At 59.8% G+C, this 26,991-nt stretch carries 15 protein-coding genes, 6 tRNA genes and 3 rRNA genes; 1 reads left to right on the forward strand and 23 read right to left on the reverse strand.

All coding sequences use genetic code 11. The annotated features are described in order from the left end of the window. Positions 1-72: 72 nt before the first annotated feature. The 22 genes from rpsG to BTHE68_RS12085 form a co-directional block, all read right to left on the reverse strand. Positions 73-543, reverse strand: a complete 471-nt coding sequence (rpsG, locus tag BTHE68_RS11980; protein ID WP_006053291.1) for a 30S ribosomal protein S7 — start codon at positions 541-543, stop codon at positions 73-75. 182 nt (positions 544-725) lie between these two features. Further along, positions 726-1,106 (reverse strand): 30S ribosomal protein S12, encoded by a 381-nt coding sequence (gene rpsL / locus BTHE68_RS11985; RefSeq protein WP_006053290.1) that lies wholly within the window; start codon positions 1,104-1,106, stop codon positions 726-728. Between the two features lie 219 nt (positions 1,107-1,325). Beyond that, on the reverse strand, positions 1,326-3,173 hold the full coding sequence (gene recQ, locus BTHE68_RS11990; RefSeq protein ID WP_162066477.1) for a DNA helicase RecQ: 1,848 nt from the start codon (positions 3,171-3,173) through the stop codon (positions 1,326-1,328). A gap of 179 nt (positions 3,174-3,352) precedes the next feature. Further along, entirely contained in the window at positions 3,353-7,594 is a 4,242-nt protein-coding gene (gene rpoC / locus BTHE68_RS11995) for a DNA-directed RNA polymerase subunit beta' (RefSeq protein ID WP_162066478.1), read from the reverse strand. A 21-nt stretch (positions 7,595-7,615) separates the two neighbouring features. After that, positions 7,616-11,722 carry a DNA-directed RNA polymerase subunit beta gene (gene rpoB, locus BTHE68_RS12000; RefSeq protein ID WP_162066479.1) on the reverse strand — a complete coding sequence of 1,369 codons (4,107 nt, stop codon included), beginning with the start codon at positions 11,720-11,722 and terminating at the stop codon, positions 7,616-7,618. Between the two features lie 368 nt (positions 11,723-12,090). Continuing rightward, positions 12,091-12,465 carry a 50S ribosomal protein L7/L12 gene (gene rplL / locus BTHE68_RS12005; RefSeq protein WP_035511392.1) on the reverse strand — a complete coding sequence of 125 codons (375 nt, stop codon included), beginning with the start codon at positions 12,463-12,465 and terminating at the stop codon, positions 12,091-12,093. Positions 12,466-12,548: 83 nt separating this feature from the next. Next, positions 12,549-13,046 (reverse strand): 50S ribosomal protein L10, encoded by a 498-nt coding sequence (rplJ, locus tag BTHE68_RS12010; protein ID WP_034473109.1) that lies wholly within the window; start codon positions 13,044-13,046, stop codon positions 12,549-12,551. Between the two features lie 301 nt (positions 13,047-13,347). Beyond that, positions 13,348-14,046 carry a 50S ribosomal protein L1 gene (rplA, locus tag BTHE68_RS12015; RefSeq protein WP_162066480.1) on the reverse strand — a complete coding sequence of 233 codons (699 nt, stop codon included), beginning with the start codon at positions 14,044-14,046 and terminating at the stop codon, positions 13,348-13,350. After that, a complete protein-coding gene (gene rplK / locus BTHE68_RS12020; protein ID WP_106857454.1) occupies positions 14,047-14,478 on the reverse strand; it encodes a 50S ribosomal protein L11 in 432 nt (143 codons plus the stop codon). A 147-nt stretch (positions 14,479-14,625) separates the two neighbouring features. After that, on the reverse strand, positions 14,626-15,183 hold the full coding sequence (gene nusG, locus BTHE68_RS12025) for a transcription termination/antitermination protein NusG (protein ID WP_014192489.1): 558 nt from the start codon (positions 15,181-15,183) through the stop codon (positions 14,626-14,628). A 1-nt stretch (position 15,184) separates the two neighbouring features. Then, positions 15,185-15,565: a preprotein translocase subunit SecE gene (gene secE / locus BTHE68_RS12030; protein ID WP_162066481.1), complete on the reverse strand. Its 381-nt coding sequence runs from the start codon at positions 15,563-15,565 to the stop codon at positions 15,185-15,187. A 34-nt stretch (positions 15,566-15,599) separates the two neighbouring features. Continuing rightward, positions 15,600-15,675: transfer RNA gene (locus BTHE68_RS12035), tRNA-Trp, on the reverse strand. A 67-nt stretch (positions 15,676-15,742) separates the two neighbouring features. Then, complete coding sequence (tuf, locus tag BTHE68_RS12040; RefSeq protein ID WP_016346480.1) at positions 15,743-16,933, reverse strand: elongation factor Tu; 1,191 nt, start codon at positions 16,931-16,933, stop codon at positions 15,743-15,745. 62 nt (positions 16,934-16,995) lie between these two features. Further along, positions 16,996-17,070 (reverse strand) — tRNA-Thr (locus BTHE68_RS12045). Positions 17,071-17,086: 16 nt separating this feature from the next. After that, a tRNA-Gly gene (locus tag BTHE68_RS12050) sits at positions 17,087-17,160 on the reverse strand. 30 nt (positions 17,161-17,190) lie between these two features. Next, positions 17,191-17,276, reverse strand: a tRNA-Tyr gene (locus BTHE68_RS12055). 153 nt (positions 17,277-17,429) lie between these two features. Continuing rightward, positions 17,430-17,542, reverse strand: a 5S ribosomal RNA gene (gene rrf / locus BTHE68_RS12060). Between the two features lie 122 nt (positions 17,543-17,664). Beyond that, a 23S ribosomal RNA gene (locus tag BTHE68_RS12065) occupies positions 17,665-20,551 on the reverse strand. A 288-nt stretch (positions 20,552-20,839) separates the two neighbouring features. Continuing rightward, positions 20,840-20,915, reverse strand: a tRNA-Ala gene (locus tag BTHE68_RS12070). A 50-nt stretch (positions 20,916-20,965) separates the two neighbouring features. Beyond that, positions 20,966-21,042 (reverse strand) — tRNA-Ile (locus BTHE68_RS12075). Between the two features lie 62 nt (positions 21,043-21,104). Next, positions 21,105-22,638, reverse strand: a 16S ribosomal RNA gene (locus tag BTHE68_RS12080). Together the 16S, 23S and 5S rRNA genes with 5 tRNA genes alongside form the textbook arrangement of a ribosomal RNA operon. 445 nt (positions 22,639-23,083) lie before the next feature. Beyond that, positions 23,084-24,379, reverse strand: coding sequence for an SGNH/GDSL hydrolase family protein (locus BTHE68_RS12085; protein WP_162066482.1), 1,296 nt, complete (start codon positions 24,377-24,379; stop codon positions 23,084-23,086). Positions 24,380-24,548: 169 nt separating this feature from the next. Between BTHE68_RS12085 and BTHE68_RS12090 the strand changes: the two genes are divergently transcribed. Beyond that, positions 24,549-25,703: a methyltransferase gene (locus tag BTHE68_RS12090; protein ID WP_162066483.1), complete on the forward strand. Its 1,155-nt coding sequence runs from the start codon at positions 24,549-24,551 to the stop codon at positions 25,701-25,703. 6 nt (positions 25,704-25,709) lie between these two features. On the opposite strand, the gene BTHE68_RS12095 is transcribed toward BTHE68_RS12090, so the two are convergent. Next, positions 25,710-26,969, reverse strand: coding sequence for a TIGR03862 family flavoprotein (locus BTHE68_RS12095; protein ID WP_162066484.1), 1,260 nt, complete (start codon positions 26,967-26,969; stop codon positions 25,710-25,712). Positions 26,970-26,991: the final 22 nt, after the last annotated feature.

The following is a 26,991-nucleotide window of genomic DNA, read 5'->3' on the forward strand; positions in this document are numbered from 1 at the left end:
TAACACAAACGGGCGAGGCGCCTGGAGTAGCGCACCCGCCCTGATTTTTCCGTTTGCTCTACGAGCGGGAGCTTAGAAACGGAAGTGCGAGAATGCCTTGTTGGCCTCTGCCATGCGGTGAACTTCGTCGCGCTTCTTCATCGCGCCGCCGCGGCCTTCAGCCGCTTCGGAGAGCTCACCTGCCAGGCGCAGGGCCATCGACTTTTCGCTGCGCTTCTTCGCGGCTTCACGCAACCAACGCATCGCCAATGCCATACGACGCGAGGGACGCACTTCGACCGGAACCTGATAGTTGGCACCACCAACGCGACGGCTCTTCACTTCGACCACCGGCTTCACGTTGTTGAGCGCAACCGTGAACACTTCCAGCGGGTCCTTGCCACCCTTGGTCTGGATCTGTTCAAAAGCGCCGTACACGATACGCTCGGCAACCGACTTCTTGCCGGAGAGCATCAGCACGTTCATGAACTTGGCTACATCTACGTTACCGAACTTCGGATCCGGCAACACTTCCCGCTTGGGGACTTCGCGACGACGCGGCATGATTCTTCCTTTACTTTTTCAGTTGGAGCTGGCTCTCAGCTCCGCGGCCACCAACAAACCCGATCCATCTTTTCGACTAACCAGCTTGGCCGGGTGACCACTTACTCGACAGCACCGGCAATTCCGGCACCACCGCCTTAACCGCCTTGCGGCGACCTGATTCCTTACTTTCGACCGGCGACTTACTTGCCAGCCTTCGCGCGCTTCGCACCGTACTTCGAGCGAGCTTGCTTACGGTCCTTGACGCCCTGGGTATCCAGCGAGCCGCGAACCATGTGGTAACGCACACCCGGCAAGTCCTTCACACGGCCGCCGCGAATCAGCACGACCGAGTGCTCTTGCAGGTTGTGGCCTTCACCGCCGATGTACGAAATGACTTCGAAGCCGTTCGTCAGACGAACCTTGGCAACTTTACGGAGTGCCGAGTTCGGCTTCTTCGGCGTCGTGGTGTACACGCGGGTGCACACGCCACGACGCTGAGGGCAGTCCTGCAGGGCCGGCGACTTGCTTTTCGTCGTTTCCGACGTGCGGCCTTTGCGAACCAGTTGATTGATGGTTGGCATTGTTTAATCCTAAAAATGAACAAAATCCGCGCAATTCTCTCGGGCAAAGCGAAAAGAACCGCGCGTTTGACGTTCTCGTCGAATGAATTCCGCTCTCAGTACCTGGCGCTAAGCCAGATCCTAAGCAGGACCAAGAACGAGAACCAAGCATGATATTCCGAAAATCGCAATCGGGTCAATACGTTGCGACAATTTCACAGGCTTTCGAGGACCCGGACGTCATTCGGAGCCGACGACATCGAGCAGCTCGTCGCCGAAGCGCTCCAGTTTGCGCACGCCGATGCCCGGAATATGGCGCAGATCGTCGACCGTATCGGGATCGCTGCGGGCGATTTCGGCAAGCGTGGCGTCGTGAAAGATGACGTAGGCCGGCACGCCGTCGCTCTTTGCGGTTTCCGCGCGCCAGGTACGCAGACGGTCCCAACGAGCCTTCTCGCGTGCCGACATGCCAGCGGTCGGATCCGCGCGCTCGCCCGTGCGGCTGGAAGACTGGCGGGCCCGAGTCGGCTTGACATACTTGCGCAGCGTGACGCTCTCTTCGCCCTTGAGGACGGGCTTGCTCGCGTCGGTGAGCACGAGCGCGCCGAAACCGTCGTGATCGACGGCGAGATAGCCGAACGCGACCAGTTGCCGGAACACGGCACGCCACTCTGCCTCGGAGAGCGCCGCGCCGACGCCGAAGGTCGAAATCTTCTCGTGTCCGCGCTGCAGGACTTTCTCACTGCGCGTCCCACGCAGAATATCGATGAGATGCCCCGCGCCGAAACGAAAGCCGCTCGCCTTCTGCGCGCGATAAACGCATGAAAGCGCCATCTGAGCCTCGCGCGTGGCATCGAAGGACGCAGGCGGCTCCAGACACGTATCGCAGTTGCCGCACGGCTTGCTCGTCTCGCCGAAGTACGCGAGCAAACGTACACGACGACACGACGCCGCTTCGCACAACCCCAGCAGCGCGTCGAGCTTCCCGCTCTGAACGCGCTTGTGCGCGTCGTCGGCTTCGGACTCGTCGATCATCTTGCGCTGTTGCACGACGTCGCCCAATCCGTACGCCATCCACGCGTTCGCCGGCATGCCGTCGCGGCCGGCGCGACCGGTTTCCTGATAGTAGCCCTCGACGCTCTTCGGCAAATCCAGATGCGCGACAAAACGCACGTCCGGTTTATCGATGCCCATGCCGAACGCGATCGTCGCGCACATGACGATGCCTTCCTCGCGCTGGAACATTTCCTGGTGCTTCTGCCGCGTCTCGAACTCCATCCCAGCGTGGTACGGCAGCGCGCGAACGCCCTGGCCTTTCAGCCAGTCCGCGGTCTCCTCGACCTTTCGCCGCGACAGGCAATATACGACGCCCGCATCGGTCGTGCCGTCCTTGTTCGTGTGCTCGGCGCGGATGAAATCGAGCAGCTGCGAGCGAGCGTTGTCCTTCTCGACGATTCGATAACGAATATTCGGCCGATCGAAGCTGGAAACGAAAATGCGCGCATCGTCCAGCGCGAGCCGGTGGACGATTTCATCGCGCGTGATCGCGTCGGCGGTCGCGGTGAGCGCGATGCGCGGCACATCGGGAAACCGCTCGTGCAGCACGGAAAGCTGGATATATTCGGGGCGGAAATCGTGGCCCCACTGCGACACGCAGTGCGCTTCATCGATCGCGAACAGGCCGACGCGCGCGCGTTCGAGCAGTTCGAGAAAGCGCGGCGTCATCAGGCGTTCCGGCGCGACGTAGAGCAAGTCGATATCGCCCTCGCGCAGCGCGCGTTCGGTGGCCGCAGCCTCGGCCCCCGACAATGTGGAATTCAGATACGCGGCGCGCACGCCGACTTCCGTCAGCGCGGCGACCTGGTCCTGCATCAAGGCGATGAGCGGCGACACCACGATGCCGGCGCCAAGCCCGGCCTCGCTGCGCACGAGCGACGGAATCTGATAGCACAGCGACTTGCCGCCGCCAGTGGGCATCAGCACGAGGGAATCGCCGCCGTTCGCGACATGCTCGACGATCTCCGCCTGTTGTCCGCGAAATGCGGGATAGCCGAAGATTTCGTTGAGTATTTCGAGCGACCGGGCCATGGAAGAAGAGTGCGCACTACGATGAGAGATAACGAATTCTACCAACGCATTCACGCGCCCCGACGCGTTCGAATGCATCGTTAGCCAAACGGCCGAGGTTGCGACGCCAAATTCGCCAGACGAAAAAAAACCGCCCAGCCGAAGCTGAGCGGTTCGATGCTGCTACGAGCGAGAAACGCTTACTCGTTGGTATGCGGCGCCTGCTCCGTTGCCGGAGCCTCCGGCGTGCCAAAGTCGAATGCCTCTTCGGCCGCGATCTGGTCGAAACGCTCGCGATCCGACGATTCCTTCGCCTTGCGCGCCTTGTGGAACGCGAGACCCGTACCGGCCGGAATCAGACGGCCGACGATCACGTTTTCCTTCAGGCCACGCAGATCGTCGCGCTTGCCCATGATCGCCGCTTCGGTCAGCACGCGGGTCGTTTCCTGGAACGATGCCGCGGAGATGAACGAATCGGTCGACAGCGAGGCCTTCGTGATACCGAGCAGCACGTTGTCGTACGACGCCGGGCGCTTGTCGTCCGCGATCATGCGGTCGTTCTCGTCCAGCATGTCCGAACGCTCGACTTGCTCGCCCGGGATGAAGCGCGTATCGCCGTTGTCGACGATCTGCACACGACGCAGCATCTGACGCACGATCACTTCGATGTGCTTGTCGTTGATCTTCACGCCCTGCAGACGGTACACGTCCTGCACTTCGTCCACGATGTAGCGCGACAGCGCCTCGATACCCTGCAGACGCAGGATGTCGTGCGGATCGGCAGGACCGTCGACGATCATTTCGCCCTTGTTGACGACCTGACCATCGTGCACCAGCACCTGCTTTTCCTTCGCGATCAGGAACTCGTGCTGATTGCCTTCGAGGTCCGTGATGACGAGACGCTGCTTGCCCTTCGTGTCCTTGCCGAACGACGTCGTGCCCGTGACTTCCGCGAGAATACCCGCGTCCTTCGGCGAGCGCGCTTCGAACAGTTCGGCCACGCGCGGCAGACCACCGGTAATGTCACGCGTCTTCTGCGCTTCAACCGGGATACGCGCCAGCACTTCACCGACCTGCACTTGCTGACCGTCCTTCACGGTGATCAGTGCGCCGACCTGGAAGCCGATCTGCACCGAATGCTCGGTGTTCGGGATCTTCACTTCCTCGCCGTTTGCGTCGAGCAGTTTCACCTGCGGACGCACGCTCTTCGAAGCTTGCGAGCCGCGACGCTTCACGTCGATCACGACGAGCGTGGAAAGCCCCGTCACATCGTCGATCTGCTTCGCAACCGTCACGCCTTCTTCGACGTTTTCGAACTTCACCGTACCGCCCCACTCGGTGATGATCGGACGCGTCAGCGGATCCCATTGCGCCAGTTGCGCGCCGGCCTTGATCTGCGCGCCGTCGAGCTGCAGCAGCGTCGCGCCGTACGGAACCTTGTGACGCTCACGCTCGCGACCGAAGTCGTCCGCGATGATCGCCTCGCCCGAACGCGAGATGACGACCTGCTCGCCCTTCGCGTTGGTGACGTAACGCATCGTGGCCGTGAAGCGCACCGTACCGTTGCTCTTCGCTTCGACCGTCGAAGCAACCGCCGCACGCGATGCCGCACCACCGATGTGGAACGTACGCATCGTCAACTGCGTGCCCGGCTCACCGATCGACTGAGCGGCGATCACACCCACCGCTTCGCCGACGTTCACGCGCGAACCACGGCCGAGGTCACGGCCGTAGCACGAGGCGCACAGGCCATAGCGCGTTTCGCAGGTGAGCGGCGTACGCACGCGCACTTCGTCGATGCCGAGGCGTTCGATTTCCTCGACCGCGTCTTCATCGAGCAGATCGCCCGACGCGTACAGCGTTTCCTGCGTTTCCGGATTGACGACGTCCGCCACCGCGACGCGGCCGAGAATCCGGTCGCGCAGCGCTTCGACGACTTCACCGCCTTCCACCAACGCTTTCATCGCCACGCCGTTCGACGTACCGCAATCGTCTTCGACGACAACCAGATCCTGCGTCACGTCGACCAGACGACGCGTCAGGTAACCCGAGTTCGCGGTCTTCAGCGCCGTATCCGCCAGACCCTTACGGGCGCCGTGGGTCGAGATGAAGTACTGCAACACGTTCAGGCCTTCGCGGAAGTTCGCCGTAATCGGCGTCTCGATGATCGAGCCGTCCGGCTTCGCCATCAGGCCGCGCATACCGGCCAGCTGACGAATCTGCACCGCGGAACCACGCGCGCCCGAGTCGGCCATCATGTAGATGGAGTTGAACGACTCCTGCTTCGTCTCGTTGCCGTCACGGTCGGTGACAGGCTCCGTCGCGAGCTGTTCCATCATCGCCTTGCCGACGCTTTCCGACGTCGCCGACCAGATGTCGACCACGTTGTTGTAGCGTTCCTGCGCGGTGACGAGACCCGACATGTACTGACGGTCGTACTCCTTCACCTTCTTCGCGGCGTCGCCGACGATCGTCTCTTTCTGCGGCGGCACGAGCATGTCGTCCACGCAGATCGAGATGCCGGCGCGCGTTGCAAGACGGAAACCCATCTGCATCAGCTGGTCGGCGAAGATCACCGTCTCGCGCAGACCGCACTTGCGGAACGCCGTGTTGATCAGGCGCGAGATTTCCTTCTTCTTCAGCGGCTTGTTCAGCACCGTGAACGGCAGCCCCGGCGGCAGAATCTCCGACAGGATCGAACGGCCGACCGTGGTCGCGTACAGCGAGATCTTCGGCACGAACGCCGGCGCGCCTTCGCTCGTGTCTTCGTTCGCCACCATTTCGGTGATACGCACGTTGACGCGCGAAGCCAACTCGACTTCCTTGTTCTCGTACGCGCGGATCACTTCCGACACGCCCGTGAACGTCATGCCTTCGCCCTTGCCGTTGATCGCTTCACGCGACGCGTAGTACAGGCCCAGCACGATATCCTGCGACGGCACGATCGACGGATCGCCGTTGGCCGGGAACAGGACGTTGTTCGACGCCAGCATGAGCGTGCGCGCTTCCATCTGCGCTTCGAGCGACAGCGGCACGTGAACAGCCATCTGGTCACCGTCGAAGTCGGCGTTGAACGCCGCGCAAACGAGCGGGTGCAGCTGAATCGCCTTGCCTTCGATCAGCACCGGCTCGAAAGCCTGAATGCCGAGACGGTGAAGCGTAGGCGCGCGGTTCAGCATAACCGGATGCTCGCGGATCACCTCTTCGAGAATGTCCCACACCACCGGCGTCTGGTTCTCGACTTCCTTCTTCGCGGCCTTGATGGTCGTCGCGACGCCCATCACTTCCAGCTTGTTGAAGATGAAAGGCTTGAACAGTTCGAGCGCCATCAGCTTCGGCAGACCGCACTGATGCAGCTTGAGCGTCGGGCCGACCACGATCACCGAACGGCCCGAATAGTCCACGCGCTTACCGAGCAGGTTCTGACGGAAGCGGCCGCCCTTACCCTTGATCATGTCGGCGAGCGACTTCAGCGGACGCTTGTTCGCGCCCGTCATGGCCTTGCCGCGACGACCGTTGTCGAGCAGCGAATCGACGGCTTCCTGCAGCATCCGCTTTTCGTTGCGGACGATGATTTCAGGCGCCTTCAGTTCGAGCAGACGCTTCAACCGGTTGTTACGGTTGATCACGCGGCGATACAGGTCGTTCAGGTCCGACGTCGCGAAACGGCCGCCATCCAGCGGCACCAGCGGACGCAGTTCCGGCGGCAGCACCGGCAGCACTTCGAGCACCATCCAGTCCGGCTTGATGCCCGAACGCTGGAATGCCTCGAGCACCTTCAGGCGCTTCGCGTACTTCTTGATCTTCGCTTCCGAACCCGTGTTCTTGAGTTCGGTGCGCAGCATCTCGACCTGTTCGTCGATGTTGATCGCGCGCAGCAGCTCGCGCACGCCTTCCGCGCCCATCTCGGCGCGGAATTCGTCACCGTACTCTTCGACCTTGTTGTAGTAATCCTCTTCCGTCATGATCTGCCGCGCTTTCAGCGGCGTCATGCCCGGATCGATCACCACGTATGCTTCGAAGTACAGCACGCGCTCGATGTCGCGCAGCGTCATGTCCAGCACCATGCCCAGACGCGACGGCAGCGACTTCAGGAACCAGATGTGCGCGACCGGCGAGGCCAGTTCGATGTGGCCCATCCGTTCGCGACGCACCTTCGCCAGCGTCACTTCGACGCCGCACTTCTCGCAGATCACGCCGCGGTGCTTCAGGCGCTTGTACTTGCCGCAAAGACATTCGTAGTCCTTGATCGGACCAAAAATCTTCGCGCAGAACAGACCATCCCGCTCCGGCTTGAACGTGCGGTAGTTGATGGTCTCCGGCTTCTTCACTTCGCCGAACGACCAAGAACGAATCTTGTCGGGCGACGCGAGGCCGATCTTGATCGCATCAAAAACTTCTTCTTGTTGGACTTGCTTGAATAGATCGAGCAGAGCTTTCATTGCTTTCTCTCCGTAGTCCGATTAGTTGCGGTCCAGATCGATATCAATACCGAGCGAGCGGATTTCCTTCACCAACACATTGAAGGATTCCGGCATGCCCGCGTCGATCACGTGATCGCCCTTGACCAGGTTCTCATAAACCTTGGTCCGGCCCGTCACGTCGTCCGACTTGACCGTCAGCATTTCCTGCAGCACATACGACGCGCCGTACGCCTCGAGCGCCCACACTTCCATCTCACCGAAGCGCTGACCACCGAACTGCGCCTTACCACCCAGCGGCTGCTGCGTGACGAGCGAGTACGGACCGGTCGAACGCGCGTGCATCTTGTCGTCGACCAAGTGGTGCAGCTTCAGGTAGTGCATGTAGCCGACCGTGACCTTCCGCTCAAACGGCTCGCCGGTGCGACCATCGTGCAGCTGAACCTGATTCTTCGACGAGTTCATGCCGAGGTTCGTGGCGATGTTGTCCGGATACGCCAGATCGAGCGCACGCCCCATTTCCTCTTCGGTCGCGCCATCGAACACCGGCGTCGCGAACGGCACGCCTTCGCGCAGGTTCTTCGCGAGTTCGAAGATTTCGTCATCGGAGAAGCTTTCCAGCTCTTCCTTGCGGCCCGACTCGTTGTAGATCTTCGTCAGGAACTGGCGCAGTTCCTCGATCTTCGTCTGACGCTCCAGCATCTCGCCGATACGCCAGCCGAGACCCTTCGCGGCCCAGCCCAGATGCACTTCGAGAATCTGTCCCACGTTCATCCGCGACGGCACGCCGAGCGGATTCAGCACGACGTCGGCCGGACGGCCATCGGCCATGTACGGCATGTCTTCGATCGGCACGATCTTCGACACGACACCCTTGTTACCGTGACGGCCCGCCATCTTGTCGCCAGGCTGCAGACGACGCTTCACGGCGAGGTACACCTTGACCATCTTCAACACGCCCGGCGGCAGTTCGTCGCCTTGCGTGAGCTTCTTGCGCTTTTCTTCGAACGCGAGGTCGAACTGGTGACGCTTCTGCTCGATCGAGTCCTTGATCGCTTCCAGCTGCGCTGCCGCTTCTTCGTCCGCGAGGCGGATGTCGAACCAGTGGTAGTGGTCGAGATCTTCGAGGTACGGGAGGTCGATCTTCGTGCCCTTCGCGAGCTTCTTCGGACCGCCGTTCGCGACCTTGCCGTTCAGCATGCGCGCGAGACGCTGGAACGCGTCGCCTTCCACGATACGAAGCTGGTCGTTCAGGTCGAGGCGATAGCGCTTCAGTTCGTCGTCGATGATCTGTTGCGCGCGCTTGTCGCGCGTGATGCCTTCGCGCGTGAACACCTGCACGTCGATCACCGTGCCGCTCATGCCCGACGGCACGCGCAGCGACGTGTCCTTCACGTCCGATGCCTTCTCGCCGAAGATCGCGCGCAGCAGCTTTTCTTCCGGCGTCAGCTGGGTTTCGCCCTTCGGCGTGACCTTGCCGACCAGCACGTCGCCCGCTTCGACTTCCGCGCCGATGTACACGATGCCCGACTCGTCGAGACGGCCAAGCTGCACTTCCGCGAGGTTCGAAATATCGCGCGTGATTTCTTCCGGTCCGAGCTTCGTGTCGCGAGCAACGACGTTCAACTCTTCGATGTGGATCGACGTGTAGCGATCGTCGGCCACGACCTTTTCCGAGATCAGGATCGAGTCTTCGAAGTTGTAGCCGTTCCACGGCATGAACGCGACCAGCATGTTCTGGCCGAGCGCGAGCTCGCCCAGATCCGTCGAGGCGCCGTCGGCCAGCACGTCGCCGCGCGAGACCTTGTCGCCGACCTTCGCGATCGGACGCTGGTTGATGTTCGTGTTCTGGTTCGAACGCGTGTACTTGATCAGGTTGTAGATGTCCACGCCGACGTCGCCGGCTGCGGCTTCATCGTCGTTCACGCGAATCACGATACGGCCCGCGTCGACGTAATCCACCACACCGCCACGCAGCGCCTGCACGGTCGTACCCGAGTCCACCGCCACCGTACGCTCGATGCCCGTACCGACGACCGGCTTCTCCGGGCGCAGACACGGCACGGCCTGACGCTGCATGTTCGAGCCCATCAACGCGCGGTTCGCGTCGTCGTGCTCGAGGAACGGAATCAGCGATGCAGCCACCGACACGATCTGCGACGGCGCCACGTCCATGTACTGGATGCGGTCCGGCGTGACCATCAGCGTTTCGCCCGCTTCACGCGACGACACGAGTTCGTCGGTCAGCGTGCCGTCGTCGGCCACTGCCGCGTTCGCCTGAGCGATCACGTAACGGCCTTCTTCAATCGCCGACAGGTAATCGATCTGGTCGGTCACCTTGCTGTCCACGACCTTGCGGTACGGCGTTTCGAGGAAGCCGTACTCGTTCAGGTGCGCGTATAGCGCGAGCGAGTTGATCAGACCGATGTTCGGACCTTCCGGCGTTTCGATCGGGCACACGCGGCCATAGTGCGTCGGATGCACGTCGCGGACTTCGAAGCCCGCGCGCTCGCGCGTCAGACCGCCCGGGCCCAGTGCGGAAACACGGCGCTTGTGCGTGATTTCCGACAGCGGGTTGGTTTGGTCCATGAACTGCGAAAGCTGCGACGAACCGAAGAACTCGCGAATCGCCGAGGAAATCGGCTTCGAGTTGATCAGGTCGTGCGGCATCAGGTTTTCGCTTTCGGCCTGGCCGAGGCGTTCCTTCACTGCACGTTCGACACGCACGAGACCCGCGCGGAACTGGTTCTCCGCGAGTTCGCCCACGCAACGCACGCGGCGATTGCCCAAGTGGTCGATGTCGTCCACTTCGCCCTTGCCGTTACGCAGCTCGACGAGGATCTTGATGGTCGCGAGGATGTCGTCGTCCTGCAGCGTCATCGGTCCGATGATCTCGTCACGGCCGACGCGGCGGTTGAACTTCATACGGCCGACCTTCGACAGGTCGTACGCGTCTTCGCTGTAGAACAGACGGTTGAACAACGCCTCGACCGCTTCTTCGGTCGGCGGTTCGCCCGGACGCATCATGCGATAGATCGCGATGCGCGCGGCCATCTTGTCCGCGGTTTCATCGATACGCAGCGTCGACGAGATGTACGGGCCCTGGTCCAGATCGTTCGTGTAGAGCGTCTGGATGTCCTTGACCTTTGCTTCGCGCAGCTTTTCGAGGACCGTTTCCGTGATTTCCTCGTTGGCGTTCGCGATCACTTCGCCCGTTTCCGGATCGATCACGTTCTTCGCCAGCACGCGGCCGAGCAGATATTCCTCGGGCACCGAGATGAACTTCGTCTTGGCGTTTTCGAGATCGCGAATGTGCTTCGCGTTGATCCGCTTGTCCTTCGTGACGATGACGTTGCCGTCGCGATCCTGGATGTCGAAGCGCGCGACTTCGCCGCGCAGACGCTCAGGAACGAATTCCATTTGCGCGCCTTCGCTCATCAGGCCGAAGTTGTCGAACACGAAGAAGTTCGCGAGGATCTGCTCCGGCGTCATGCCGATGGCTTTGAGCAGGATCGTGACCGGCATCTTGCGGCGACGGTCGACGCGGAAATACAGCACGTCCTTCGGGTCGAATTCGAAGTCGAGCCACGAGCCGCGGTAAGGAATGATCCGCGCCGAGAACAGCAGCTTGCCGGAGCTGTGCGTCTTGCCCTTGTCGTGCTCGAAGAACACGCCAGGCGAACGGTGGAGCTGCGACACGATCACGCGCTCGGTACCGTTGATGACGAACGAGCCAGTCGGCGTCATGAGCGGAATTTCGCCCATGTACACTTCCTGTTCCTTCACTTCCTTGACGACGGGCTTGCTCGGCGATTCCTTATCGAGCAAAACCAGACGCACTTTCGCGCGCAGGGCCGAGCAGTACGTCAGGCCGCGCTGCTGGCATTCCTTGATGTTGAATGCGGGCGACGACAGCATGTAGCTGACGAATTCGAGCCGTGCAAAACCGTTGTGCGAGACAATCGGGAAAACAGAGGTGAACGCAGCCTGCAAGCCTTCTGACTTGCGCTGCGACGACGACGTGTCTGCTTGCAGAAACGTCTGGAATGATTCAAGCTGGGTCGCCAGCAAAAAGGGAACTTGGTGAACGATGGGGCGCTTCGCGAAACTCTTGCGAATACGCTTCTTCTCGGTGAAGGAATATTGCATACGATCTCCGAATCACGGCGGGCGTTGGCGAGGCGGGATACCTCGACGTCACGGCCCGGTGTTCACCGACTGAGACTCGCGCGAATGTCCGGGGAGGACGCACGAATCTAGAAGCTTGGTGGTTGGCCGCTACCAACCGCTGGCTGACGGCAGCGGATGCCTGTGTTTCCCGCTACCCGACCAAACTTGCCTTCTGCAGTCGCTTCAGAAGACAAAGAGAAATGCCGGAAATTTGTGCCGATCCGACTGTTCTCTTTGGCTTCTGCAGGGACATTTATGCCTGTTTCCAAGCCTAAAAACTGCGTCCCCACAAAGCACAAAAAGGCCGGCGGTGGAAAACCGCCAGCCTTCGCACGGCGCAGTGAAACTTACTTGATTTCAGCCTTCGCGCCTGCTTCTTCCAGCTTCTTCTTCGCTTCTTCAGCAGCAGCCTTCGGCACCGCTTCCTTGACGGGCTTCGGTGCACCGTCGACCAGGTCCTTCGCTTCCTTCAGGCCGAGACCGGTCAGTTCACGAACAGCCTTAATCACGGAAACCTTGTTCGCGCCCACTTCGAGCAGGTTCACGGTGAACTCGGTTTGCTCTTCGACTGCAGCAGCTGCGCCGCCACCTGCCGGGCCAGCAACTGCGACAGCAGCAGCCGACACGCCAAACTTCTCTTCGAACGCCTTGACCAGTTCGTTCAGTTCGAGAACCGACATCGAGCCAACGGCTTCCAGGATGTCTTCTTTTGCGATTGCCATTTGAAATACTCCTAAATTGAATTCGGATCGAGCTAGCGATCTAGCTAGTACCTAACTGAGCAACTGGTGCCCAAGCGCATGCGTTATGCAGCTTCGCCTTGCTTCTTCTCGGCGAGCGCGGCCAGGGCGCGCGCGAAGCCGGAAACAGGTGCTTGCATGACGAACAGCAGCTTGGAGAGCAGTTCTTCGCGGCTCGGGATGTTGGCCAGCGCTTGCACGCCCGCCTTGTCCATCACGTTACCTTCGTAGGAACCAGCCTTGATGATCAACTTGTCATTGCTCTTGCCGAAGTCATTGACGACCTTGGCAGCGGCAATGGCATCTTCCGAGATGCCGTAGATCAGAGGACCGGTCATCTGCTCAGCCAGCGGAGCGAACGGGGTACCTTCGACAGCGCGACGCGCCAGCGTGTTTTTCAACACGCGCAGATACACCTGTTGCTCACGCGCTTTCGCGCGCAGCTTGGTCAGATCGCCAACCGTGATCCCACGATACTCAGCGAGCACCATCGTCTGAGCCTTCGCGACCTGCGCGGCGACTTCAGCGACGACTGCCTGCTTATCTTCTTTGTTCAGTGGCACGGTTAAACCTCCAGATTCGATGCACTCGGGCCACGAACCCTCATGCACCACGTTCGACAACGGCGTCCGACTGTTAGGAGTATTTCGATCGATCGGTGATCATTCAGGATGATCGACAACCGACTTCAACCACTGCAAAACTGTTTCGGGTTCGCCATCTGCGTTGGCTTGAATTAAGGTGCTGCCTGCCTGCTGCATCACCACCAACGGTCTTTGACAACCGGCTGCTCGACTCGGAACCGCAATCTTGCAACCGCCCAAAGCCCTTTATCAGCGCGGTCTTGCGACCGCGCTCGAATTCTTACTGTTGCGCCAGCGTGCCTTGATCCACGCGAACGCCAACGCCCATCGTGCTCGACACAGCGATCTTGCGCAGGTAGACGCCCTTGCTCGTCGCCGGCTTCGCCTTTTGCAGCGCTTCGATCAGCGCGGACAGATTCTGGCGCAGCGATGCCGATTCAAACGATGCGCGACCGATCGTGCCGTGGATGATACCGGCCTTGTCGACGCGGAACTGAACCTGACCCGCCTTCGCGTTCTTGACCGCTTGAGCGACGTCCGGCGTAACGGTGCCGACCTTCGGGTTCGGCATCAGGCCGCGCGGGCCGAGAATCTGACCCAGCGTACCGACCACCCGCATCGTGTCCGGCGAAGCGATCACGACGTCGAAGTTCAGGTTGCCGGCCTTGACTTGCTCAGCCAGGTCTTCCATGCCGACCACGTCCGCGCCAGCTGCACGAGCTTGCTCGGCCTTGTCGCCTTGCGCGAACACTGCCACGCGAACCGACTTGCCGGTACCAGCCGGCAGAACCACCGAGCCGCGAACCACTTGGTCCGACTTCTTCGCGTCGATGCCGAGTTGCACTGCGACGTCGATCGACTCGTCGAACTTCGCGCTCGCGCATTCCTTCACGAGAGCCAGTGCGTCGTCGATCGCGTACAGCTTCTGACGGTCGACCTTGGCAGCGAATGCCTGAAGGCGCTTAGAAAGCTTAGCCATTTACACGCCCTCCACAGTGATGCCCATCGAACGCGCGCTGCCGGCGATCGTGCGCACGGCTGCGTCAAGATCAGCTGCCGTGAGATCCGGCATCTTGGTCTTCGCGATTTCTTCCGCTTGAGCGCGGGTGATGTTGCCAACCTTGTCCGTGTGCGGCTTTGCCGAACCCTTTTGCACTGCGGCTGCCTTCTTGATCAGAACGGTAGCCGGCGGCGTCTTCATGATGAAGGTGAAGCTCTTGTCCGCGAATGCCGTGATGACGACCGGCACCGGCAGACCCGGCTCCATACCTTGAGTCTGCGCGTTGAACGCCTTGCAGAACTCCATGATGTTCAGGCCACGCTGGCCCAGTGCCGGACCGACCGGCGGCGACGGGTTGGCTTTACCTGCAGGGATCTGCAGTTTGATAAAGCCGACGATTTTCTTTGCCATGTTGAAAACCTCTGCTGAACGCGTGAGCGTTCGGTGAGTGATAGCGCGCGTTCGACGTTGCCGGCTACTGACGCTCCTCAACGGTCATGACGCGGACCGTAAGCGCGAATCGCGCGATGGCTCTAGAGCCACGCGCGATGGATTCGTTCAAAGCTTCTCGACCTGACCGAACTCGAGTTCGACCGGCGTCGATCGCCCGAAAATCGTGACGGAGACACGAACTCGGGACTTTTCGTAATTCACTTCTTCGACGTTGCCATTGAAGTCGGTGAACGGGCCTTCCTTCACCCGGACCATCTCGCCCACTTCGAAGAGCGTCTTCGGCCGCGGCTTCTCGACGCCTTCCTGCATCTGCGACATGATCTTTTCGACTTCACGCGGCGAGATGGGACTCGGGCGGTTACGCGCACCACCGACGAATCCCGTGACCTTGGCCGTATTCTTGACCAGATGCCACGTCTCGTCCGTCATTTCCATTTCGACCAGGACATAGCCGGGGAAGAAACGACGCTCGGTGACCGACTTGTGGCCACCCTTCACCTCAACGACCTCTTCGGTCGGGACAAGAATCTGACCGAATTGATCTTGCATGCCTGCGCGTTCGATGCGCTCCTGGAGCGCACGTTGCACGCTCTTCTCCATGCCGGAGTAGGCGTGCACCACATACCAACGCTTTCCACTCGGGGATGTCGGAGTATCGCTCATATCATTTCCAACCCAGAATCACCGAGAAAATCACCCATTCGATCGACTTATCGCTAAGCCAAAGGAAGATGGCCATGATCAGAACAAACGCGAAGACTACCAAGGTCGTTTGCGTGGCCTCTTTGCGGGTCGGCCAAACAACCTTACGGACTTCCTTGTACGAGTCTTTGGCGAAAGCGATGAACCCTTTGCCCGGCGCAGAGAGAAGACCGACTGCGACACCCGCGATGACACCGACAGCAAGCGCTGCGCCGCGAACGTACCATTCTTGGCCAGACAGCCAGAAGAATCCAACGAACCCGGCCAAGACCAACAATACGCCCGCCACCAACATCAACTTGTCGCCGGAAGTATTTACAGTTTCGACGGAAGGATTCGCCATAACACCTTAAACAGCGCCACTTGGCGCGAGAATTTGGCAGGGGCAGAGGGAATCGAACCCCCAACCTTCGGTTTTGGAGACCGACGCTCTGCCAGTTGAGCTATACCCCTAAACCATTTGGGGTCGACGGATTTCGCCGACCCCGAAACCACTAACTACCGAGAAGATTTCTGGCTCTTACTCGATAATCTTCGCCACGACACCAGCGCCGACGGTACGACCGCCTTCACGGATGGCGAAACGCAGACCTTCTTCCATGGCGATCGGGGCGATCAGCTTGACCGTGATCGACACGTTGTCGCCCGGCATCACCATTTCCTTGTCCTTCGGCAGCTCGATCGAGCCCGTCACGTCGGTCGTACGGAAGTAGAACTGCGGACGGTAGTTGTTGAAGAACGGCGTGTGACGGCCGCCTTCGTCCTTGCTCAGCACGTACACTTCAGCCGTGAAGTGCGTGTGCGGCGTGATCGAACCCGGCTTGGCCAGAACCTGGCCACGCTCCACGTCTTCACGCTTCGTGCCGCGCAGCAGGATACCGACGTTGTCGCCCGCCTGACCTTGGTCGAGCAGCTTGCGGAACATTTCCACGCCCGTGCAGGTCGTCTTCACCGTCGTCTTGATACCGACGATTTCGATTTCCTCGCCAACCTTCACCACACCGCGCTCGATACGGCCCGTCACCACCGTGCCGCGACCCGAGATCGAGAACACGTCTTCCACCGGCATCAGGAACGAACCGTCCACTGCGCGCTCCGGCGTCGGGATGTACGTGTCCAGTGCGTCAGCCAGGTTCATGATCGCCACTTCGCCCAACTCGCCCGTGTCGCCTTCCAGCGCCAGCTTGGCCGAACCCTTGATGATCGGGGTATCGTCGCCCGGGAAGTCGTACTTCGACAGAAGCTCACGCACTTCCATTTCGACGAGCTCGAGCAGCTCGGCGTCGTCCACCATGTCGCACTTGTTCAGGAACACGATGATGTAAGGCACGCCAACCTGACGGGCCAGCAGGATGTGCTCGCGCGTTTGCGGCATCGGGCCGTCAGCGGCCGAACACACCAGGATTGCGCCGTCCATCTGCGCTGCGCCCGTGATCATGTTCTTCACGTAGTCGGCGTGGCCCGGGCAGTCGACGTGTGCGTAGTGGCGGTTAGCCGTTTCGTACTCGACGTGCGCGGTGTTGATGGTGATACCGCGTGCCTTTTCTTCCGGCGCTGCATCGATCTGGTCGTATGCCTTTGCTTCGCCGCCGAACTTCTTGGTCAGCACCGTCGTGATCGCTGCCGTCAGCGTGGTCTTGCCGTGGTCAACGTGACCGATCGTGCCCACGTTCACGTGCGGCTTGGTCCGCTCGAATTTACCTTTGGCCATTTTCGACTCCTAACAGGATTTTCGCACCTTGCGCCGCGCGCAACTTACTAGACTGATACAGCTGGTGCCCATGGGCAGGATCGAACTGCCGACCTCTCCCTTACCAAGGGAGTGCTCTACCACTGAGCCACATGGGCACTACAAAACCGACACTGGAGCGGGTGAAGGGAATCGAACCCTCGTCGTAAGCTTGGAAGGCTTCTGCTCTACCATTGAGCTACACCCGCGAGGGCTGGACTCCCTTACCGCTTGAATTCTGGTGGAGGAGGTTGGATTCGAACCAACGTAGGCGTAAGCCAACAGATTTACAGTCTGCCCCCTTTAGCCACTCGGGCACCCCTCCGCAGAGAACTATCGATTATGGGGTAACAACATGCCGTTGTCAAGCGCTTCTTACGACCCGAAACAATCGAGGCTCTCACCTATAGGCGAGGCGAAAACGCAAAAAGCCCCAACTCGCGGAGTTGGGGCCTTCGTTTGCGTTAAAGCATGAGGAGCCTGACGATTACCTACTTTCACACGGGAACCCGCACTATCATCGGCGTGGAGTCGTTTCACGGTCCTGTTCGGGATGGGAAGGGGTGGGACCGACTCGCTATGGTCATCAGGCATGACTTGTTGTTGAGTTGACGTGGTCAACACAACCAATCTGGGAAGAAGCGGTAAAGAATTCGGGTGGTGATCGTCGCACAACGATTCACTCAACCAGTGGATTCAAACACACTGGTTATAGGATCAAGCCTTACGGGCAATTAGTATCAGTTAGCTCAATGCATTACTGCACTTACACACCTGACCTATCAACGTCCTGGTCTGGAACGACCCTTCAAGGGGCTCGAAGCCCCGGGGATATCTCATCTTAAGGCGAGTTTCCCGCTTAGATGCTTTCAGCGGTTATCTCTTCCGAACATAGCTACCCGGCGATGCCACTGGCGTGACAACCGGTACACCAGAGGTTCGTCCACTCCGGTCCTCTCGTACTAGGAGCAGCCCCCTTCAAATATCCAACGCCCACGGCAGATAGGGACCAAACTGTCTCACGACGTTTTAAACCCAGCTCACGTACCTCTTTAAATGGCGAACAGCCATACCCTTGGGACCGGCTACAGCCCCAGGATGAGATGAGCCGACATCGAGGTGCCAAACACCGCCGTCGATATGAACTCTTGGGCGGTATCAGCCTGTTATCCCCAGAGTACCTTTTATCCGTTGAGCGATGGCCCTTCCATACAGAACCACCGGATCACTATGACCTGCTTTCGCACCTGCTCGACTTGTCGGTCTCGCAGTTAAGCACGCTTATGCCATTGCACTATCAGCACGATTTCCGACCGTACCTAGCGTACCTTCGTACTCCTCCGTTACACTTTGGGAGGAGACCGCCCCAGTCAAACTGCCTACCATGCACTGTCCCCGATCCAGATCATGGACCAAGGTTAGAACCTCAAACAAACCAGGGTGGTATTTCAAGGACGGCTCCACGCAAACTAGCGTTCACGCTTCATAGCCTCCCACCTATCCTACACAGATCGGTTCAAAGTCCAATGCAAAGCTACAGTAAAGGTTCATGGGGTCTTTCCGTCTAGCCGCGGGGAGATTGCATCATCACAAACACTTCAACTTCGCTGAGTCTCGGGAGGAGACAGTGTGGCCATCGTTACGCCATTCGTGCAGGTCGGAACTTACCCGACAAGGAATTTCGCTACCTTAGGACCGTTATAGTTACGGCCGCCGTTTACCGGGACTTCAATCAAGAGCTTGCACCCCATCATTTAATCTTCCGGCACCGGGCAGGCGTCACACCCTATACGTCCACTTTCGTGTTTGCAGAGTGCTGTGTTTTTATTAAACAGTCGCAGCCACCAGTTTATTGCAACCCTTTCACCCTCCTGGCGCAGGCCAGTCAAGCTACAAGGGCGTACCTTATCCCGAAGTTACGGTACCAATTTGCCGAGTTCCTTCTCCCGAGTTCTCTCAAGCGCCTTAGAATACTCATCTCGCCCACCTGTGTCGGTTTGCGGTACGGTCACTATTAGACTGAAGCTTAGAGGCTTTTCTTGGAACCACTTCCAATTGCTTCGCTTCCTAAGAAGCTCGCGCCACACCCTTGAATTACGCGCCCGGATTTGCCTAAGCGCCTTCTCCAATGCAGCGACCGGGACGTCCAACACCCGGACAACCTTCCGCGATCCGTCCCCCCATCGCATCTAACAATGGTGCAGGAATATTGACCTGCTTCCCATCAGCTACGCATTTCTGCCTCGCCTTAGGGGCCGACTCACCCTACGCCGATGAACGTTGCGTAGGAAACCTTGGGCTTACGGCGAGGGGGCTTTTCACCCCCTTTATCGCTACTCATGTCAGCATTCGCACTTCCGATACCTCCAGCACGCTTTTCAACGCACCTTCGCAGGCTTACGGAACGCTCTCCTACCACACACGTATCTTTCAACGTGTATCCGCAGCTTCGGTGACTGGCTTGAGCCCCGTTACATCTTCCGCGCAGGACGACTCGATCAGTGAGCTATTACGCTTTCTTTAAAGGGTGGCTGCTTCTAAGCCAACCTCCTGACTGTTTTAGCCTTCCCACTTCGTTTCCCACTTAGCCAATCTTTGGGACCTTAGCTGGCGGTCTGGGTTGTTTCCCTCTTGACACCGGACGTTAGCACCCGATGTCTGTCTCCCGTGATTGCACTCTTCGGTATTCGGAGTTTGCTATGGCGTAGTAATCCGCAATGGACCCCACAACCATGACAGTGCTCTACCCCCGAAGGTGATACACGAGGCACTACCTAAATAGTTTTCGGAGAGAACCAGCTATTTCCAAGTTTGTTTAGCCTTTCACCCCTATCCACAGCTCATCCCCTAACTTTTCAACGTTAGTGGGTTCGGTCCTCCAGTACGTGTTACCGCACCTTCAACCTGGCCATGGATAGATCACTTGGTTTCGGGTCTACGCCCAGCAACTGATCGCCCTATTCGGACTCGCTTTCGCTACGCCTGCCTTAATCAGTTAAGCTCGCTACTGAACGTAAGTCGCTGACCCATTATACAAAAGGTACGCCGTCACCCGTTTCCAGGCTCCGACTGTTTGTATGCATGCGGTTTCAGGATCTATTTCACTCCCCTCCCGGGGTTCTTTTCGCCTTTCCCTCACGGTACTGGTTCACTATCGGTCGATCACGAGTATTTAGCCTTGGAGGATGGTCCCCCCATCTTCAGACAGGATTTCACGTGTCCCGCCCTACTTGTCGTACACCTAGTTCTTTCAACCTATTTTCGCCTACAGGGCTATCACCTGCTAGGGCCGCACTTTCCAGAGCGTTCGGCTAATAAGTCAAATAAAGAGTACAGGCTGATCCCATTTCGCTCGCCACTACTCTGGGAATCTCGGTTGATTTCTTTTCCTGCGGTTACTTAGATGTTTCAGTTCACCGCGTTCGCTTCACTAAGCCTATGTATTCAGCTTAGGATGACCCATACGGGCCGGGTTTCCCCATTCGGACATCTACGGATCAAAGCTCGTTTGCCAGCTCCCCGTAGCTTTTCGCAGGCTACCGCGTCCTTCATCGCCTGTGATCGCCAAGGCATCCACCACATGCACTTGTTCGCTTGACCCTATAACGAGTGTGTCTGCTTGCGCTTGTCACGTCCCGTCATAGGCTGAGTATTCGCGTTGTGCCGTATTCCAAAGCGATCTCTCGATCACCTTTTCATACTTGATACAATCACTACCCTTAAATCTCTACTCACACCCATCTCTAAGTGCTTTCGCGATTCTCTTTACTACTTCTTCCAGATTGTTAAAGAACGTTTAGCCGACAAGCGTGTTGCACTGCTTGCAGCATCAACTGGCTATAGTCGCCAATGCCAAGTGCTTGCAGCAAACACTTGGCATTGAAGACTTGGTGGAGGATGACGGGATCGAACCGACGACCCCCTGCTTGCAAAGCAGGTGCTCTCCCAGCTGAGCTAATCCCCCTTCCGTGGCCTGACTAGGAACGGTTGCTCCGTCAGCACGCCTCTCTCGGGTGGTGGGTCTGGTTGGATTCGAACCAACGACCCCCGCCTTATCAAGACGGTGCTCTAACCGACTGAGCTACAGACCCTTAGCCTGTCTTTCTTACAGCCGATAAGCGTGAGCGCTTAATGTTGAAGTGCGAAGCTCGAGAAAGGAGGTGATCCAGCCGCACCTTCCGATACGGCTACCTTGTTACGACTTCACCCCAGTCATGAATCCCACCGTGGTAAGCGCCCTCCTTGCGGTTAGGCTACCTACTTCTGGTGAAACCCACTCCCATGGTGTGACGGGCGGTGTGTACAAGACCCGGGAACGTATTCACCGCGGCATGCTGATCCGCGATTACTAGCGATTCCAGCTTCACGCAGTCGAGTTGCAGACTGCGATCCGGACTACGATCGGTTTTCTGGGATTGGCTCCACCTCGCGGCTTGGCAACCCTCTGTTCCGACCATTGTATGACGTGTGAAGCCCTACCCATAAGGGCCATGAGGACTTGACGTCATCCCCACCTTCCTCCGGTTTGTCACCGGCAGTCTCCTTAGAGTGCTCTTGCGTAGCAACTAAGGACAAGGGTTGCGCTCGTTGCGGGACTTAACCCAACATCTCACGACACGAGCTGACGACAGCCATGCAGCACCTGTGCGCCGGTTCTCTTTCGAGCACTCCCACCTCTCAGCGGGATTCCGACCATGTCAAGGGTAGGTAAGGTTTTTCGCGTTGCATCGAATTAATCCACATCATCCACCGCTTGTGCGGGTCCCCGTCAATTCCTTTGAGTTTTAATCTTGCGACCGTACTCCCCAGGCGGTCAACTTCACGCGTTAGCTACGTTACTAAGGAAATGAATCCCCAACAACTAGTTGACATCGTTTAGGGCGTGGACTACCAGGGTATCTAATCCTGTTTGCTCCCCACGCTTTCGTGCATGAGCGTCAGTGTTGGCCCAGGGGGCTGCCTTCGCCATCGGTATTCCTCCACATCTCTACGCATTTCACTGCTACACGTGGAATTCTACCCCCCTCTGCCACACTCAAAGCCTGCCAGTCACCAATGCAGTTCCCAGGTTAAGCCCGGGGATTTCACATCGGTCTTAACAGACCGCCTGCGCACGCTTTACGCCCAGTAATTCCGATTAACGCTCGCACCCTACGTATTACCGCGGCTGCTGGCACGTAGTTAGCCGGTGCTTATTCTTCCGGTACCGTCATCCCACCACCATATTAGGGCGATGGTTTTCTTTCCGGACAAAAGTGCTTTACAACCCGAAGGCCTTCTTCACACACGCGGCATTGCTGGATCAGGGTTGCCCCCATTGTCCAAAATTCCCCACTGCTGCCTCCCGTAGGAGTCTGGGCCGTGTCTCAGTCCCAGTGTGGCTGGTCGTCCTCTCAGACCAGCTACAGATCGTCGCCTTGGTAGGCCTTTACCCCACCAACTAGCTAATCTGCCATCGGCCGCCCCTATAGCGCGAGGTCCCGAAGGATCCCCCGCTTTCTTCCGTAGATCGTATGCGGTATTAATCCGGCTTTCGCCGGGCTATCCCCCACTACAGGACACGTTCCGATGTATTACTCACCCGTTCGCCACTCGCCACCAGGGTTGCCCCCGTGCTGCCGTTCGACTTGCATGTGTAAGGCATGCCGCCAGCGTTCAATCTGAGCCAGGATCAAACTCTTCAGTTCAAACCTGTTACTGTTTTTCGGTTCCGTTAAGAACCGGTCGCTCACTCAACGTACTGACGATGATTAATCCATCTCTCGACAGATAAACCTTCCTCTGATACTTCGTGTGAGACTCTTGATACTTTTGCTTTTGCCTCAGCCCCGAAAGACTGAAACCGCACTCGCTATCAAGCGCCCACACTTATCGGCTGTTAGTTTTTAAAGAGCACATCGCAAGAATCACATCAACTTCCGTCTTGCGTCGCTGCATCAGCAGCAGAGAAATGAGATTATGAAGAATCTTTTTCTCCTTGTCAACACTATTTTCTCGCTTTCGCTTCGAAATTTGTCGACTTCGGAGGCCGCCCGTTTCGCTCAGCGGCCCTCGTCTTGCAACGAAGGGGCTGAATATTAGGCCAAGCAAGCGCGAATGACAAGGTGATGACGCAAACTTTTTCGCGCCGCTTTATTTCGCCGGCTTCGCGGTCCCGGAGACAAACTCCATCGGCACAGCCGCGGCCATCGCCGCGTAGCCCGCATCGCTCGGATGGATGTGATCTCCACTGTCATATCGGCGTTGCAGCACGCTGGGCCGCGCCGGATCGCGCAGCGCCTGATCGAAGTCGATCACGCCGTCGAACGCGCGGCTCGAGCGGATCGATTCATTGACCGCCGTGCGGATCGCCTCGCGCTCGGGCGGCAACGAGGCCGGCGTCAGCGTCGCGCCGTAAATCTTGATGCCGCGCTGGTGCGCCTGCGCAATCAGCCGCTGATAGCCGCGTACCAGCGCATCCGCGTTCACTTCGGTGTGTGGCGCGTCGCAATCGAGTCCGGCGTGTGCGGGCATCGCCATGAAATTGATGTCGTTGATGCCGATCAGCACGATCACCGCGCGAACGCCCGGCTGGCGCAGCGCGTCGCGCTCGAAGCGGCTGACCACCGCCTCGCCGTAGCACGGTGAATTGCTCAGAAGACGATTTCCGCTGATGCCCGCGTTCACGATGACCGTTTCCGCGCCACTCTTGCGCGCGAGCTGCTTCGCGAGCGCGTCGGGCCAGCGGCGGTTTGCGTTGAGCGAGGAGCGCATGCCATCGGTGATCGAATCGCCGATGGCGACCACTGCTTGCGCCGACTGGCTCTCGACCGCCACATTGGTCAGCCACGCATATTGGGTAAAGCGCGTGCGGAATGCGCCCGCCGACGCATCTTCGGTACGGTCGCCTGGCGTCGAGATGTAGTTCACCTGACTCGACACGCGATGCCATGCCACGAGCTTCTGATCCTTCCCCATGAACATGCTGACGGCCACGGGCTGAAGCGCTTCGACGTCGAAGCCGACTGCGTCGCTGGTGGCTTGCGCGCCCGGCGCGACCGTCACGCTCTTGCGCCCGCCAAACAGAACGGGCCGCGCGCTGCCGGCGCGGATCGCGCCGCTGCTGCCGCCGCCCGCCCGAGCCACGCTCATCGATTCGACGACGAGCGGCTCCGTTCCATATAGATTGCTTATCCGCAGACGAATGCGTTTGCCATCGAGCTGCGGGTAGATCAACTGACGCACGGTGCGCCCCGCGACATCCGGCGCGCGATACAGCGGCGGCAGATTCGCCAGTTGCGGAATCGACTGCAGCGCGGTGCCCCACGCGCTGACCCAATGTTCGTTGGCGGTCGCATCAGCAGTGTCAGCGGCGAACGCGTGCGGCGCGAGATTGACCTGTGCGACAAGCGCGGCCGCGCAGATCGCGGCGAGAACTCGGAGTTTCATTCGGCGAAGGCGTTCGGAAAAGGCTCGATTGTGCCCGAAGTGTCACAAGTTCCACCGCGCTCGCATCACCCGCAAAGTGAACACGAACGAACCACGCGCCCGAAATGGCCTCACAATGCAGCCAATTCAATTTTTGCCGGCCACGACGGCCGGCGCTCCGGGCATCACTATGCATTCGAAAAACACCGCACCGCAACGACTCACCTGGGATGAAGACGACGAAAGCCGCTCCGCCCGCTGGAGATCGGAGAGCGGCAATCCGCCACCGAAGCGCGTGGTCATCGGGCACGATCAGATGACGGCGGATATCGCCTATCGCCTCGCCTGCGAGGGCACGGCGATACTTTGGCGCGGCGACTTCCAGAACGCCCGGCAACTACTTCAGGCGATGGCACGCCGCATCGACGACAAGCCGCGCAAGGCCAAGAAGAAGCCGGCTGCGGCGCCGTCGCCGATCGATGCATTCAATCTGCATCGCCTCGCGCAATCGCAACGCGCGCGCACGCTCGCAATGCTGGTGCTCCCGCTCGACGAAGACTACGCCATCCCCCTGCGCCGCGCGCCGAACGTGCAACAGGCGTGCGAGGAGGCTTACGGGCCCTCATCGGATGAAGCATCGGTCGTGTCCTTGCGCGAAGTGCTCGGCCTGGTCGGCGCGCATGAATGGCGCAAGAAGGGCGTCGAGATCGGCGCGGTCGGCGGGAGAATCCATCCCTATTACGGCGTGTTCTCGCCGGTTCGAGGCGAATACGTCGATCTCGTCGCGAACCAGCCGCTTCCGGCGAAGCAACTCGCGTTCGATATCGGCACCGGAACGGGCGTGCTAGCGGCCGTGCTCGCGCGGCGCGGCGTCGAGCGGATCGTCGCCACCGACGTCGATGCCCGTGCGCTCGACTGCGCGCGGGAAAACATCGGGCGGCTCGGGCTCGATCGTCGGGTCGAGATCGTCGAGGCCGACATGTTCCCCGAAGGCCGCGCGCCTTTGATCATCTGCAATCCGCCCTGGCTGCCGGCGCGGCCGAGCGCGGCGATCGAGCACGCCATCTACGATCCGGACAGCCGCATGCTGCGCGGCTTTCTCGATGGCCTCGCCGCGCATCTGACGCCGGGCGGCGAAGGCTGGCTGATCCTGTCCGACTTCGCTGAGCATCTCGGTCTGCGTACACGCGCGCAATTGCAGGAATGGATCGACAAGGCCGGTCTGAAAGTGGATGGGCGCATCGATATCAAACCGCATCATCCGCGCGCGACCGACAAGTCCGATCCGCTGCACGCCGCGCGCTCGGCTGAAGTGACGTCGCTTTGGCGGCTGGTGGCCGCGTAACTCTGCTCACGCGCGCTCGGCGAGCCACGCGAGCGCGCCTTCCCCCGCGACGAGCCCGCTCGCGAAGCACGCCGTCAGCAGATAGCCGCCGGTCGGAGCTTCCCAGTCGAGCATTTCGCCCGCGCAGAACACGCCCGGCAGCGCGCTGAGCATGGAGCGCGCGTCCAGCGCTTCGAATTCGACGCCGCCCGCGCTGCTGATCACTTCTTCGATAGGACGCGTGCGCAACAGTCGCAGCGGCAATGCCTTGATGCGCGCGGCGAGCGTTTCCGGATTGGCGAATTCGTCCTTGCTCACACACTCGCGCAGCAATCCCGCTTTTACGCCCGTCAGATGCAGGCGGCTCTGCAGATGGCTCGACATCGAGCGCGCCCCGCGCGGATGCAGCACCTCGTCGCGCACGCGCGCGGCGGAAAGTTGCGGCGCGAGGTCCAGCATGATCGTCGCGCCGAGGCCGCCGCTTTCCGCGATCCGATCGCGGATCGGCGCCGATAACGCATAAATCAGACTGCCTTCGATGCCCTGATCGGTAATCAGACACTCACCGACACGCCAGTCGAGCGCGCCGTCCGCGCGCGGCACGCCGATCGCCACGGATTTGAGCGGCTCGCCCGCGAAACGGCTGCTGAAATGCTCGCTCCAGCCAACATCGAAACCGCAGTTGGACGGCACGAAAGGCCGCACGCCGACACCGCGCGCCGCGAGAATCGGGAGCGCGCCGCCGTCCGAACCGAGTTGCGGCCAGCTTGCGCCGCCGAGCGCGAGCACGATCGCGTCGTGCCGGACGCGCTTTTCGCCGGATGGCGTCGCGAAACGCGATATCGACGTATCTTCTTCCCAGCCAAGCCAGCGATGCCGCATGTGAAACGTCACGCCCGACGCGCGCAGCCGATGCAGCCACGCGCGCAGCATCGGCGCGGCCTTCATGTCGGTGGGAAAGACGCGTCCCGAACTGCCGACGAACGTCTCCACACCCAGCCCGTGTACCCACTCGCGCAGCGCGTTCGCGTCGAAGCGCGCGAGCAGCGGCGCGATGTCCGGGCTGCGCGCACCATAGCGCGCCAGAAAGGCGTCGGCGGGCTCGGAGTGCGTGAGATTCATGCCGCCCTTGCCGGCCATCAGGAATTTTCGGCCGACGGACGGCATCGCGTCGAACACATCGACGCGCGCGCCGCCCGCCGCGAGCGCTTCCGCGGCCATGAGCCCGGCCGGCCCTCCGCCGACGACCGCGACGTTCACCGATTCGATGCTTTCATCTGACGACATGCCTGAATACCACGAAGGAACG

The sequence above is a fragment of the Burkholderia sp. THE68 genome (assembly GCF_009938265.1).
GTDB lineage: Bacteria > Pseudomonadota > Gammaproteobacteria > Burkholderiales > Burkholderiaceae > Caballeronia.